This window comes from Aeromonas sp. 84A, assembly GCF_051919345.1.
In the GTDB taxonomy this organism is placed as follows: domain Bacteria; phylum Pseudomonadota; class Gammaproteobacteria; order Enterobacterales; family Aeromonadaceae; genus Aeromonas; species Aeromonas veronii.
In genome coordinates, this window is sequence record NZ_JBQBEW010000001.1 from 3,617,245 (window position 1) to 3,631,394 (window position 14,150).

The window sequence follows — 14,150 nt, forward strand, 5'->3', positions numbered from 1 at the left end:
TCTTATTTTAAAAATGCAAAAGAAAAGGGTTGCTTGAAGCCACACCTTTCTGTTTTATCCCTTGCCAGCCAAGGATACGCTCAACACATCCCTGACCAGTGATTTACTTGCCGAGGATCTCGGTCAACATCCGCTCTACACCAACCGTCCAATCCGGTAGCACTAGATTAAAGGTGCGCTGGAATTTGCCGGTATCAAGACGGGAGTTATGGGGGCGTTTGGCCGGAGTCGGGAAGGCACTGGTCGGCACCGCATTAAGTTGCGTGACCGCCAGTTCAACCCCGGCCTCTCTGGCTTTGGCAAACACCAGCTGGGCGTAGTCAAACCAGGTAGTGATTCCAGAGGCAATCAAGTGATACAGTCCGGCGACCTCGGGCTTGCTCTGCGCCACACGGATCGCATGGGCGGTGCAATCGGCCAGTAACTCGGCACCGGTCGGAGCGCCGAACTGGTCATTGATAACCGACATCTCGCAACGCTCTTTGCCAAAACGCAGCATGGTCTTGGCAAAGTTGGCGCCACGGGCAGCGTAGACCCAGCTGGTGCGGAAGATCAGGTGACGAGTGCAGAGGGCGGCGCCTTGTTCCCCTGCCAGCTTGGTTTCGCCGTAGACGTTGAGCGGTGCAGTTGCATCGGTTTCCCCCCAGGGTTGCTCGCCGCTGCCATCAAACACATAGTCGGTGGAGTAATGCACCAACCAAGCCCCCAATGCTTCCGCTTCTTTGGCAATCGCCGCCACGCTAGTGGCATTGAGCAGCTCGGCAAACTCCCGCTCGCTTTCGGCCTTGTCGACTGCGGTATGGGCCGCGGCGTTGACAATCACATCCGGTTTTACCAGACGTACCGTTTCGGCCACCCCTGCCGGGTTGCTGAAATCGCCGCAATAGTCGGTGGAGTCAAAATCAACGGCGGTGATACGCCCGAGCGGTGCCAGTGCGCGCTGCAGCTCCCAGCCGACCTGGCCGTTTTTGCCAAACAGCAAAATATGCATCAGGCACGCTCCCCATCTTTCTGTTCAATCGCGGAATAGTGTTGCTCAATCCAGGACTGGTAGGCACCGCTCTTGACGTTGTTGACCCACTGCTGGTTATCCAGATACCACTGCACGGTTTTGCGAATACCGGATTCAAAGGTCTCTTGCGGTTGCCAAGCAAGCTCACTGCTCATCTTGGTCGCATCGATGGCATAGCGGCGATCGTGACCGGGGCGATCCGCCACATAGGTGATTTGATCGCGATAAGAGCCCACTTTCGGCACCATCTCGTCCAGCAAATCACAGATGGTGTGTACCACCTCCAGATTCTGCTTCTCGTTATGACCGCCGATATTGTAGGTCTCCCCCACCAAGCCCGTGGTCACCACCTTGTAGAGCGCGCGCGCGTGGTCCTCCACATAGAGCCAGTCACGGATCTGGTCGCCCTTGCCATAGACAGGTAACGGCTTGTCATCCAGCGCATTGAGGATCACCAGCGAGATCAATTTCTCGGGGAAGTGGTACGGGCCGTAGTTATTGGAGCAGTTGGTGACGATGGTTGGCAGGCCGTAAGTACGGCGCCAGGCGCGCACCAGATGGTCGCTGGAGGCCTTGGAGGCGGAATAGGGGCTGCTGGGGGCGTAGGGGGTGGTCTCGGTAAAGAGCGGCAATGGTTCACCGACGGCTACTTCATCCGGATGGGGCAGATCACCATATACCTCGTCAGTGGAGATATGGTGGAAGCGGAAAGCCGCCTTGCGTACCTCGTCCAGACCGTTCCAGTAAGCGCGAGCCGCTTCCAGCAACATATAGGTGCCGACGATATTGGTCTCGATAAAGTCAGCCGGGCCTGTGATGGAGCGATCAACATGACTCTCGGCGGCCAGATGCATCACTGCATCCGGCTGGTGCAGGGCAAACACCCGATCCAGCTCGGCGCGATTGCAGATATCCACCAGCTCAAACACATAACGCTCGCTTGACGATACATCGGCCAGGGATTCCAGATTGCCGGCATAGGTGAGTTTATCGAGATTGATAACGGAATCTTGGGTATCACGGATGATATGGCGCACCACAGCAGAGCCGATAAAACCAGCGCCACCGGTAACGAGAATTTTCATAGATAGGTTATCTCTTGCAAAGAGCTGATATGTGATAGGTGCAGACTGAAATGGAGTAAAACGCTGAAGAGCTGAAACAATCTCTAAAATTCACTCAATATCCGAGGGCTGACATTTTAGACAAAGCAAAAGTTACATTGATGACAGGTAAACATCATGGCTACCGCCCCTAGGTTACAGCCCCCAGTTTGCTGCTTTTTACCATATTGCTCACGCCTTTGGTCATCATGCCTCCAGCATCGTTATGTCTTGGCAACGTTGATCGCAACCCGCTCTCACGGGCACGCCGCGAGGTGGCACACTGCACCAGCCCGATTTTATAGGGAATTCTATCCCGTTTTTCCCAAGGATGAACAGTTGAAAGTAATTCGTGATGGGTGCAACTTGAGGCTCATCACAACCTCAAGAGCGCGAAACGCCTACTCGTATCTCGCATTTTCAATTACAACCACGCAATTTTTGCTTACATTTTTCACAAAAAACAGGGCAACCCATGGGGTTGCCCTGTTTGATTGTCAGCCAGACCAAAGCTGGCTGGCGATTTATTGAACTCTGTTCAAATTAGCTAAACCTGCATGCCATCAGTCACCTTTTGACTCAACTGCTGCAGCCATGCGCGCCTCTTTACTCTTGTGGCTAGTGAAGTAGCGCATCACCAATACAAAGAAGAGCGGCACGAAGAAGATGGCCAGCACGGTGGCGCTGATCATCCCCCCCATCACGCCGGTACCGATGGCGTTACGGCTGCTGGCACCGGCGCCGGAGCTGATCACCAGCGGCAGCACCCCGAGGATAAAGGCAAGCGAGGTCATCAGGATCGGGCGCAGACGCAGGCGTGCCGCCTCCACCACCGCTTCACCCAAGCCCATCCCCTTGTCATAGAGCTCTTTGGCAAATTCCACGATCAGGATCGCGTTTTTCGCCGACAAGCCTATGGTGGTGAGCAGGCCCACCTGGAAGTAGACGTCGTTCTCCAACCCGCGCAGGGTGGCAGCCACAATGGCCCCCAGAACCCCGAGCGGTACTACCAGCATCACCGAGAACGGAATGCTCCAGCTCTCGTAGAGGGCTGCAAGACAGAGGAACACCACCAGCAAGGAGATGGCGTAGAGCGCAGGTGCCTGTGAACCGGCCTGCCGCTCCTGGAAGGAGAGCCCGGTCCACTCGATGCCCACCCCTTCCGGCAGCTGTTTCACCATCTGCTCAATCGCCGCCATCGCATCACCGGTACTCTTGCCAGGCGCCGCTTCACCGACGATCTCCATCGCCGGCACGCCGTTATAACGCTCCAGACGAGGCGAGCCGAAGCTCCACTCGGTGCTGGCAAAGGCGGAGAAGGGCACCATCTGACCGGCACTGTTGCGCACATACCAGAGTTTCAGATCTTCCGGGTTCATCCGGAAAGGGGCATCCGCCTGCATGTAGACCTTCTTGATCCGGCCACGGTCAACGAAATCATTGACGTAGGACGAGCCCCAAGCGGTAGCCAGGGTGTTGTTGATATCCGCGATGGATAGCCCCTGCGCCAGTGCCTTCTCGTAGTCGATCTTGATATCGAGCTGCGGCGTATCTTCCATCCCGTTCGGGCGTACCCGCACCAGAGTGGGATCCTGCGCCGCCATGCCGAGCAGCTGGTTACGCGCCGCCATCAGCTTGTCGTGACCAATACCGCCGCGATCCTGCAGGAAGAAGTCAAAACCGGTCGCCGTACCCAACTCCGGGATCGGAGGCAGGTTAAAGGCGAACACTTGCGCCTCCTTGATGCTGAACAGATAGCCCATGGCGCGGCCGATGATGGCATTGGCACTGCGATCCGGGCTCTTGCGCTCGCTCCAGTCCTTGAGCTTGATAAAGGCCATACCCGCGTTCTGGCCACTACCGGCGAAGCTGAAGCCGGATACGGTCAGTACGGAGTCAACGTTATCCTTCTCGTTTTTCAGGAAGTAGTCGCGCATGTCTGCCAGCACCACCTCGGTGCGCTGCTTGGTCGCCCCCACCGGCAGTTGCACCATGGACATGATGACCCCCTGATCCTCTTCCGGCAGGAAGGAGGTGGGCATCCGCATAAAGAGCACTGCCAGTACCGCCAGCATGGCGCCGTAGATCAGGCTGTAGCGCACACCCTGCTTGATCACCTTGCGCACACCGCTTTGATAGCGGTTGGTACCGGCATCAAAGGCGCGGTTGAACCAGCCAAAGAAGCCGCGCTTGGCACCAAACTCGCCATGTTTCATCGGCTTGAGCAGGGTGGCACAAAGGGCCGGCGTCAGGATCAACGCCACCAGCACCGACAGCACCATGGCCGAGACGATGGTCAGCGAGAACTGGCGATAGATGGCGCCGGTCGAGCCGCCGAAAAAGGCCATCGGCACAAACACGGCGGAGAGCACCAACGCGATCCCCACCAACGCACCGGTGATCTGGGTCATCGACTTGCGGGTCGCTTCCAGCGGGGAGAGATCCTCCTCACTCATCAGCCGCTCCACGTTCTCCACCACCACGATGGCGTCATCCACCAGCAGGCCGATGGCCAGCACCATACCGAACATGGTGAGGGTGTTGATGGAGAAGCCGAACGCCGCCATCACCCCGAAGGTACCGAGCAGCACCACAGGCACCGCAATGGTCGGGATCAGGGTGGCGCGGAAGTTCTGCAGGAACAGATACATGACGCAGAACACCAGGAAGATCGCCTCGATCAGGGTCTGCACCACCTCTTCGATGGAGATCTTCACAAACGGCGTGGTGTCGTAGGGGTAGACGATCTCCATGTTGGCCGGGAAGTAATCCGACAGCTCATTGAGCTTGGCACGCACCTTCTCGGCGGTATCCAGCGCGTTGGCGCCGGTCGCCAGCTTGATAGCGACCGCGGCGGTAGACTGACCGTTGTAGAGCGCATCGGCGTCATAGCTCTCGCCAGCCAGCTCGACCCGGGCCACATCTTTCAGCCGCACCTTGGAGCCATCCTGATTCACCCGCAGCAGGATGTCGTTGAACTGCTCCACGGTAGAGAGACGGGTCTGCCCCATGATGGTGGCGGTGAACTGCTGATCTTCCACCGATGGTGTGCCACCCAGCTTGCCGAACGCCACTTGGGCGTTCTGCGCCTTGATGGCTGCCTGCACATCACCCGGGGTCATCTGCACCCGGTTGAGCTTGTTGGGATCGAGCCACACCCGCATGGAGTACTGGCTGCCGAACAAGGTGATGTCCCCTACCCCGTCCAGACGACTCAGGGGCTCCTTGATGTTGGAGACCACATAATCCGCCAGATCGTCGTTGTTCATCGAGCCATCGCTGGAGATGAAGGCTGCGACCATCAGGAAGCTGCTGGAGGTCTTCTGTACCCGGATCCCCTGCTGCTGCACCTCTTGCGGCAGCAACGACATCGCTTGCTGCAGCTTGTTCTGCACCTGCACCTGGGCGATATCGGGATCGGTCCCCGGCTGGAAGGTGAGGGTCACCGACACTCGCCCCGCGGAGTCAGACTGGGAGGACATGTAGAGCAGGTGATCCAGCCCGGTCATGTTCTGTTCGATGATCTGGGTTACCGAGTCTTCCACCGTTTTGGCGGATGCGCCCGGATAGCTGGCAGAAATACCGACAGCGGGTGGCGCAATGCTCGGATACTGGGCGACCGGCAACTTGATGATGGCCAGGCTGCCCGCCAGCATGATCACCAGCGCGATCACCCATGCAAAAATGGGTCTGTCTATAAAAAATCGAGCCATGAAGCGACTACTCCATCCTACTTGTTGGCCGGGGTGTTGGACGCAGCTTGAGCAGACGGTGCATCAGCACCCTGCTCGGCGGGATTGACCACGGCGCCCGGTCGTACTTTCTGCAAACCAGCCACGATCACCCGCTCGCCGGAGGTGAGCCCTGACTCCACCACCCAGTTGCTGCCGACGACCCGGCTCAGCTGCACGTTGCGCAGCTCCACCTTGTTGTCAGCGGTTACCACCATCACGGTGGCGCCGCCATTGGGGGTGCGAGTCACGGCAGTTTGCGGCACCAGCAGTCCTTGCGCCCGTTCTCCCTCTTGCAGGGTGGCGCGCATAAACATGCCGGGCAGCAGCAGCTGGTGAGGATTGGGCACAATCACCCGCAGGGTCACCATGCCGGAGGTCTCATCCACGGTCACATCGGAGAACTGCAGCGAGCCCTCTTCGCCATAAGTGGAGCCATCTTCCAGCTGGAAGGTCACCTTGGCCCCTTTCTGCTCGTCCTGGGTCAGCTTGCCCTCGGCGACCAGTCGCTTGAGGCGCAGCAGATCGGCGGTGGACTGACGCACATCCACATACATGGGATCGAGCTGCTGAATGGCGGTCAGGCTGTCAGCCTGCTGGGCAGTCACCAGCGCCCCCTCGGTCACCGCGGATTTACCGATGCGGCCACTGATGGGGGCGGTGATGCGGGTGTAACCGAGATTGATCTCGGCAGTGCGCAGGGCCGCCTTGCTCGCCATGATCTCCGCCTTGGCCTGCTTCCAGCTGGCGTCGGCGTCGTCATAGTCCTGACGGCTGATGGATTTGACCTTGAGCAGCTCCTGATAGCGCTGCGCCTTGAGGCGGGCACTCTGCTCGTTGGCCTCGGCCTTGGCCAGATTGGCTTTGGCGCTGGCGACTGCCGCCTGATAGACAGCCGGGTCGATCTGATAGAGCAGCTCGCCCGCCTTCACATCGCTTCCCTCGGTAAAGAGGCGCTTGAGGATGATGCCGCTCACCTGCGGACGCACTTCGGCCACCCGCAACGGGGCGCTACGGCCGGTCAACTCGGTGGTCAACATCAGCGGACCGCTCTGCAGGGTCACCACGTTGACCGCCGCGGGGGGCATGTCGCCCTGTCCCTGAGGTGCGCCCCCCTTGTCACCACAACCTGCCAGCAAGCCTGTAGCCAGCAAGGCAAGACCAACTGAACGAGCAAGAATATGTTTATGCATGAAACACCTGAGCCTTTGCCAGTCAATGAACAATCAGGGCCGCATGGGCCCTGTTGGTAAATAGTCGAAAGATGAGGCAATATACATACATTCATAAATGTATGTAAGTGACTTTTTGCTTGCATGAGGCACAAATTTCGATGGCCAGACGAACCAAAGAAGAGGCGCAGCAAACCCGCTGCCACATCATGAGCACGGCGCTGGATCTGTTCTGCTCTCAGGGCCTGGCCAAGACCAGCCTGACCGACATCGCCAGGGCGGCAGACCTGACCCGCGGGGCCATCTATTGGCACTTCAAGAACAAGGATGAACTCTTCATTTCGCTCTGGCAGGAGCTCTGCAGCCCCCTCGCCCACCAGCTCGATGCCTGCCTCAATCCAGATGAGCCGGACCCTCTGGGACAACTGCGCCTCTTCTTCGAAGGGGTGCTCCACAGCTTCATTCACAATCCGGCCCAGCGGCAGATGTTCACCATCCTGTTCAATCTCGAATCGCTGGAGGGGGAAGCCATCTCATTGCGCGAGCATATCCGCAGCCAGTCCGCCAACTTCTTCCGGGACCTGGAGACCACCCTGGCCAACGCGGTACGGCGGGGCCAACTGCCCGCCAACCTCAACCTGCAGCGCGCCGCCACCCTGCTCCACTGCACTCTGGATGGCTACATCATCAACTGGCTCCACTTTCCGGGGCGGATCGACCTGCAGGGCGAATCCGCCTTCCTGATAGAGAGCATGTTCACCATGCTGGCCCAGCCCCACGGGCCTGCCTGCGGCCGCTAACCGGCTCCGGCAACTCCCACCCATCCAAATCGGGGCCTGACCGCCGCTTTGGCAGTCAGGCCCCGATTTGTTACCCTGTGCGCCCCCTGCTTGAGGTAACCCCTGTGCCACACTCTGACGCCATCCCCGCTTCCCGGCCATTTAACGACCAGCACGCCCACGTTCGAGCTGCCTTTGTGGAATGTCTCAAACCCGGTGCTCACCTGCTCAATGGTCAGTGCGGTACGGGGGAGGATCTGTGCTGGCTGCGTGCAGAAGGGTATGTGGTCACCGCCTGCGAAGCTGTGCTGGTTGACGCCAGAGTTGCCTCGCAGCAATCCGGACAAGCAGTGCGAGTCTGCCCGCTGGCGAAGATGCACTCGGTGCTCCCTTACGATGGCATCTGGCTGAGCCGCCCGCTTGATAGCGACGTGGCCACCCTTGTTCCCCAGTTGAAACAGCTGGCGACCCTGCTCAAAGCGGGTGCTCCGCTCTGCTTCCCCCTGCCGCCAAGCGGCAAGATTAGTCACGATGAGCTACAACAACTGGTCACCACATCCGGGATAGCGCTGCAACTTGCGCCGATGGAAACCGCCTCGACCAACACGCCATCATGCACAAGTCAACACGCCAGCCAGTACGTCATGTTGCTGCGTGGCGATCATCAGGCCACCTAATGGGCTAATTCATCACGGATTTTCCAGTTCAACGCCAAGCCGACAGCTAGTCGGCGATCTTGACCTTCGACAATATTTAACTCGGCGTTAACGCAGAAAAGGCAGACATAACACGGCTTACGTGTTAAAAAGTGTGATTAATATCAAATTTTAATAACAAAACAGACAATACAACCAACTCCGGATTTCCTTATGAAACTTGTCCTGAAACTCATTGCTGGCATCCTTGCCGGTCTCTTGCTCGGTCTCTACGCCCCTGAGTGGGTGGCGCGCGTGCTGTTTACGGCCAAGACAGTGATAGGTCAGCTGATCACCTTCACCATTCCGCTCATCATTCTGTTCTTTATTATGAGCGGCATTGCCAGCCTGCCGAAAAACTCCGGCAAGCTGCTGGGCAAAACCGTGGCCCTCTCCTACTGCTCCACCATTCTGGCGGGGCTGTTCGCCTTTACCGTGGCGAGCCACCTGATCCCGCAGTTCACCACCGCCGCCGAGCCCACCACGGCCACGGCTATCAAGCTCGCCTCCTACGTCAATCTGGAGATCCCGCCGCTGTTTGGCGTGATGTCGGCACTGGCCGCCGCCTTCGTGTTCGGCATTGGCATCAGCGCCACCCAGGCCACCGATCTGCGCCGGGTCGCCGATCAGGGTCGTGACATCATCGACCGCCTGCTGGCCAAGGTGATCATTCCGCTACTGCCGTTCTATATCGCCGGCGTCTTTGTCGAGATGACGGTAGAAGGCACCGTATTCGCCACCCTGAAAACCTTCGGCGTGGTGCTGGTGATGGCGATCCTGATGCACTGGATCTGGCTCTCCGTACTGTTCGTGGGTACCGGTCTGGCCCTTGGCCGCTCACCGGCCCAGCTCATCAAGAACATGCTGCCCGCCTACTTCACCGCGCTGGGGACCATGTCGAGCGCCGCCACCATTCCGGTTGCCCTGCAATCGAGCAAGAACAACGGGGTGAGCGACGGTATCGCCAACTTCACCGTGCCGCTGTGTGCCACCATTCACCTCTGTGGCTCCACCATTACCCTGGTCACCTGTGCCACCGCGGTGATGTTCCTCTCCGAGCATCTGGCCATTCCGGGCATCGAGACCATGCTCCCCTTCATCATGATGCTGGGGGTGATCATGATTGCAGCTCCAGGCGCGCCGGGTGGTGGCGTGATGTCGGCGCTGGGTCTGCTCACCTCCATGCTCGGTTTCGGTGAAGCCTCCATCGCCCTGATGATCGCCCTCTATCTGGCGCAGGACAGCTTCGGCACCGCCTGCAACGTCACCGGTGACGGCGTGATTGCCCTGTGGGCGGATCGCTTCGCCAACGGTAGCGAGAGCGCAGCTCCAGTGGCCGAGGCCGAACAGGCGTAAGCTCGCCGGGATAGCCCGACCATCCTCTGCAAAACCGCAGGCCCGAACCTCTGTTCGGGCCTGCGTCGTTTCTGCCACCTTCCCTGCTTTTGTACGTCTTTCTCTTTCCCCCTTTACCCCTCGCTACCGTAAACAGCACTCGCGCTACCCTCTGCATCAGACAAAATTATTGGCATATGCCACATATGAGCGTATAAATGGCTTATGCCAATTAGGAGCCACCATGCCAAGACCCAAGATTGCCCGCCAGATCTGTGGCCGCCCCGCCAACAGCTGCTTCAAACCCAACGGCCGCCCCATGCATCAGCTGGAACAGGTCACGCTGGCCCCTGACGAGTTCGAGGCACTGCGCCTCGTCGACCTTCGAGGAATGCAGCAGCAGGAGGCCGCCCTGGTGATGGGGGTCTCCCGCCAGACCCTGGCCAATATTCTGAAAAAAGGGCGCTATAAAGTGGTGGAGTGTCTGAGTCTGGGCAAGGCATTGATGATGCAACCCGCCGAGCCCGACCACCCAACCAGTGGAGAAGAGCCGACATGAATGCTGTCACAACCATGACCACCCCCCTCTGCAACAGCGCCCTGATGCTGAGTCAGGGGTTGCTGGCTGGCCACTTTACCCGTGCCGAGCAGCTGCAAATTCTTAACCCCGAAGGGAACGTTATCGCCACCCTGGCTAACCCGGCCGCCGCCGAAGGCTGCCACGGCAAGCAAGCGCTGCTCGACGCCCTCGCCCATCATCAGGTGGGTCAGGTGGTGGTGCGCAATATCGGCGAGCGGATGCTGGGTCGCCTACTGGCGGTCAATATCCGGGTGCTGCAGTGCCGCTCTGCCCGCCTGCCGCTGCCCGCGCTGCTGGCCCCCGCTAATCTGCAACCTCTCACCGATGCCAGTCAGGGGCGTCCGTCTCGCCGTCATCAGAGCAAATCGGCGATCCGTGCCATCCAGCCCGTCGGCGCAGGCCAGAGTCATAGCCATTGTCATGGTGGTTGCAACAGTGGCTCCGATCACTGTTGCGCCAGTAGTGGCAATCAGGCAGAGAGCTCACGACAAGGCCATACTTGTTGCCACGGCAGTGAAGGCGCCAACCAGCAGGGCGGTTGCTGCCATCATCACTGATGCCATCGCCGTGCATGTCATCACCATCAAGGAGAAGAGATCATGTCCATCTGGTTGTTGAGCCTGCTCGCCTCGTTCGTGCTGATCCTGGCCATGGGCACCATCATCTGGTGGCGCCAATACCAGCTTGCTCAGAAGCGGGAAGATAAAGAGGTGCGCCCCTGTGGCTGCTCCAGCGCCTGCGCGGATCACCTCTACCAGATCAGCGAGCCGACGCCCAAAAAGTAACCTGACCGCAAACGCCATAGCCGCAGATAGAAGGTCGGCAAAATAAGGGCGCGTGGAATCGAGAAGAGCATAAAAGAGAGGGGGCACCTGCTGGTGCCCCCTCTCTATTTACTCCTCGTCATGCTTGAACCGCCTCTTTCCCCCTTACCCTCTTCACTCGCGCTCAACCCGGCTCTGCGCCGCTGGCCGCCGCACTCGGAGTGCAGGCCGGATCCTGATACTGCTGATAGATGGCATAAAACTCGGCCTTGTTGTGCAGGGCCGCGGCGACACAGGCGGGATCAAACTGGCTGCCGGCATGCTCCTCCAGATAGGCAAACGCCGTCTCGAACGGCCATGCCTTCTTATAGGGGCGCTCGCTGGTCAGGGCATCAAACACATCGGCCACCGTCACGATGCGCGCCGCCAAAGGGATCGCCTCCCCCGCCAGCCCCAGCGGATAGCCGGTTCCGTCGAAGCGTTCGTGATGGCTGGCGATGATATTGGTCAGCATGTCAGTGTGATGAATGCCATCGAGACCAAACTCGTTGATCATCAGGCTGATCATCTCCCGCCCCTTGCCGGGGTGGATCTTCATGATCTCGAACTCTTCCGGCGTCAGCTTGCCCGGCTTGAGCAAAATGGCATCCGGCACCGCGATCTTGCCGATGTCGTGCAGCTCGGAGAAGAGGTAGATAAACTCCACCTCCTCATCGCTCAGCCCGCAAGTCGGGGCCAGCGTCTTGGCAATCAGCCGGGAGTAGGCCGACATCCGGTGCAGATGGTTGGCGGTCTCCTCATCCCGATAGCGGCTGAACTCCCGCGCCGTGGTCAGCGCGCCGCCAAGGGTCTGGATGGAGAAAAACTCCACCGCAATGATGGCCGAGAGCGCCTGGGCATAGGCCGACAGCTCGCTGCGGATCGGCTCCTCGAAATATCCCGGCTCCATGGCATCACAAAACAGAAAGCCAAACAGTTTGCTGTTGAACAGCAGCGGCTCGGTATAGCTGGAGGCATAACCCGCCTCCAGCACCTTGCGGCTGTGCTCCGACGCAGAGCCACGCAGGGCATCAAGATTACCGAGTACCCGGGGCTGCTTGTGCTCCGCCAGATAACTCAGGGAGGGGACATCGCTCAGCTTCACCTCATACTGCACCAGCGGCGAGGGCCCCTCGGTGCTGTGGGCAAAGGTCTTGAGCTGATCGGTATGGGGATCGTAAATCGCGATGGCTACCCGACTCAGCTTGTCAAAGCGCTGCCTGAGCGTGGCATGTACGCTCTGCATTTTTTCGCCAAATGAACTTTCCATCGCCTTCTCCAACGGGATCCCGTACTGGGAGTATAGTGACTCCCGGTGTTCTCCTCTCTGTCACCAAATCAATATTGAGAGGAAAATCAACAAAGCAGCGTCCCCACAACAAGCCTGCATGGCAGAGGCAATAGCCCTACCAAGGGCGCGCCATCACCGGCTGCTCGTGCGGCCCAATCTTGCCTGGTCGGAGATATTGTTCGGTTCTGCCATGCTGGCTGTATAGTTTTTGGTTAACCATTCCGGTAAAATCCGCGCCCTTAAAGAAGAGCCACCTAAGAGTGATTGAGCGATGTCCAACACAAAACAGGCCCCCAAAGTAGGATTCGTCTCCTTGGGTTGCCCCAAAAACCTGGTCGATTCAGAACGCATCCTGACCCAGCTGCGTACCGAAGGGTACGATGTGGTGCCCAGCTATGACGATGCCGAGCTGGTCGTCGTCAACACCTGCGGCTTTATCGACAGCGCGGTGCAAGAGTCGCTGGAAGCGATCGGCGAAGCGCTGGCCGAGAACGGCAAGGTGATCGTCACCGGCTGCCTTGGCGCCAAAGAGAATCAGATCCGCGAGATCCACCCCAAGGTGCTCGAGATCACCGGCCCCCACGCCTATGAAGAGGTACTGGGCCACGTCCACAAATATGTGGAGAAGCCGCAGCACAACCCCTTCACCAGTCTGGTTCCGGCCCACGGCGTCAAGCTGACCCCGCGCCACTACGCCTATCTGAAGATTTCCGAGGGCTGCAACCACCGCTGCACCTTCTGCATCATCCCCTCCATGCGTGGTGATCTGGTGAGCCGCCCCATCGGCGACGTGCTGGCCGAAGCCAAGCGCCTGAAAGAGGCGGGCGTGAAGGAGCTGCTGGTTATCTCCCAGGACACCTCCGCCTACGGCGTCGATGTGAAGCACCGCACCGGTTTCTACGACGGCATGCCGGTCAAGACCAGCATGGTCGCCCTGTGCGAAGAGCTGGCCAAGCTCGACATCTGGGTGCGTCTGCACTACGTCTACCCCTACCCGCACGTAGATGACGTCATCCCGCTGATGCGCGATGGCAAGGTACTGCCCTACCTCGATATTCCGTTGCAGCACGCCAGCCCGCGCATCCTCAAACTGATGAAGCGCCCGGGTACCGTCGAGCGCACCCTGGAGCGGATCCAGAAGTGGCGCGAGATCTGCCCGCAGATCACCCTGCGCTCCACCTTTATCGTCGGCTTCCCGGGCGAGACCGAGGAAGATTTCCAGATGCTGCTGGACTTTATCGACAAGGCGGAGCTGGATCGGGTCGGCTGCTTCAAATACAGCCCGGTCGAAGGGGCACTGGCCAACGAGCTGCCGGATCCGGTACCGGAAGAGGTTCAGGAAGAGCGCTTCCAGCGCTTTATGGAGCTGCAACAGCAGGTCTCCATCCGCAAGCTGGCCCGCAAAGTGGGTCAGGAGATGACCGTTATCATCGACGAAGTGGACGAAGAGGGCGCCACTGGCCGCTCTTTTGCCGATGCACCGGAGATCGACGGTCTGGTCTACCTCAACGGCGAGACCGGCCTCAAACCGGGGGACATGGTCAAGGTGCGGATCGACGAATCTGACGAATATGACCTGTGGGCCAGCCTGATCAGCTAATTGAGGCCTTACCAGCCAAATGAAAAAAGCGCCTGCGGGCGCTTTTTTA

12 protein-coding genes are annotated in these 14,150 nt (G+C 59.1%); 7 read left to right on the plus strand and 5 right to left on the minus strand.

The annotated features are described in order from the left end of the window. Positions 1-103 precede the first annotated feature (103 nt). From rfbD to ACTG20_RS16330, 4 genes are all read right to left on the minus strand, one after another. Entirely contained in the window at positions 104-991 is an 888-nt protein-coding gene (gene rfbD, locus ACTG20_RS16315; protein ID WP_194495874.1) for a dTDP-4-dehydrorhamnose reductase, read from the minus strand. Beyond that, the gene (gene rfbB / locus ACTG20_RS16320) at positions 991-2,097 is read right to left on the minus strand and encodes a dTDP-glucose 4,6-dehydratase (protein WP_194495873.1); all 1,107 of its coding nucleotides are present in this window, start codon (positions 2,095-2,097) and stop codon (positions 991-993) included. The genes rfbD and rfbB overlap by 1 nt, the downstream gene beginning before the upstream one ends. Before the next feature lie 581 nt (positions 2,098-2,678). Further along, positions 2,679-5,828, minus strand: a complete 3,150-nt coding sequence (locus ACTG20_RS16325; RefSeq protein ID WP_058059856.1) for an efflux RND transporter permease subunit — start codon at positions 5,826-5,828, stop codon at positions 2,679-2,681. Between the two features lie 17 nt (positions 5,829-5,845). Then, a complete protein-coding gene (locus ACTG20_RS16330) occupies positions 5,846-7,039 on the minus strand; it encodes an efflux RND transporter periplasmic adaptor subunit (RefSeq protein WP_194495872.1) in 1,194 nt (397 codons plus the stop codon). A 140-nt stretch (positions 7,040-7,179) separates the two neighbouring features. On the opposite strand from ACTG20_RS16330, the gene ACTG20_RS16335 reads away from it, so the two are divergent. The 6 genes from ACTG20_RS16335 (at position 7,180) to ACTG20_RS16360 (ending at position 11,192) form a co-directional block, all read left to right on the plus strand. After that, on the plus strand, positions 7,180-7,818 hold the full coding sequence (locus tag ACTG20_RS16335; protein WP_040065945.1) for a TetR family transcriptional regulator: 639 nt from the start codon (positions 7,180-7,182) through the stop codon (positions 7,816-7,818). A gap of 176 nt (positions 7,819-7,994) precedes the next feature. Further along, on the plus strand, positions 7,995-8,474 hold the full coding sequence (locus ACTG20_RS16340; RefSeq protein WP_376787909.1) for a hypothetical protein: 480 nt from the start codon (positions 7,995-7,997) through the stop codon (positions 8,472-8,474). 192 nt (positions 8,475-8,666) lie between these two features. Then, positions 8,667-9,848: a dicarboxylate/amino acid:cation symporter gene (locus ACTG20_RS16345; RefSeq protein ID WP_005359180.1), complete on the plus strand. Its 1,182-nt coding sequence runs from the start codon at positions 8,667-8,669 to the stop codon at positions 9,846-9,848. A gap of 223 nt (positions 9,849-10,071) precedes the next feature. Then, positions 10,072-10,386, plus strand: a complete 315-nt coding sequence (locus tag ACTG20_RS16350; protein ID WP_144712327.1) for a DUF134 domain-containing protein — start codon at positions 10,072-10,074, stop codon at positions 10,384-10,386. After that, positions 10,383-10,964: a NifB/NifX family molybdenum-iron cluster-binding protein gene (locus tag ACTG20_RS16355; protein ID WP_194495870.1), complete on the plus strand. Its 582-nt coding sequence runs from the start codon at positions 10,383-10,385 to the stop codon at positions 10,962-10,964. Before ACTG20_RS16350 ends, ACTG20_RS16355 begins: the two co-directional genes overlap by 4 nt. Before the next feature lie 42 nt (positions 10,965-11,006). Next, positions 11,007-11,192 carry a hypothetical protein gene (locus tag ACTG20_RS16360; RefSeq protein WP_005338109.1) on the plus strand — a complete coding sequence of 62 codons (186 nt, stop codon included), beginning with the start codon at positions 11,007-11,009 and terminating at the stop codon, positions 11,190-11,192. A 163-nt stretch (positions 11,193-11,355) separates the two neighbouring features. Here ACTG20_RS16360 and ACTG20_RS16365 read toward each other — a convergent pair whose 3' ends face one another. Then, positions 11,356-12,480, minus strand: a complete 1,125-nt coding sequence (locus ACTG20_RS16365) for an HD-GYP domain-containing protein (RefSeq protein WP_106842517.1) — start codon at positions 12,478-12,480, stop codon at positions 11,356-11,358. 292 nt (positions 12,481-12,772) lie between these two features. Here ACTG20_RS16365 and rimO point away from each other — a divergent pair, with 292 nt between their 5' ends. Next, on the plus strand, positions 12,773-14,101 hold the full coding sequence (rimO, locus tag ACTG20_RS16370; RefSeq protein WP_005338111.1) for a 30S ribosomal protein S12 methylthiotransferase RimO: 1,329 nt from the start codon (positions 12,773-12,775) through the stop codon (positions 14,099-14,101). The last annotated feature ends 49 nt before the right edge of the window (positions 14,102-14,150 follow it).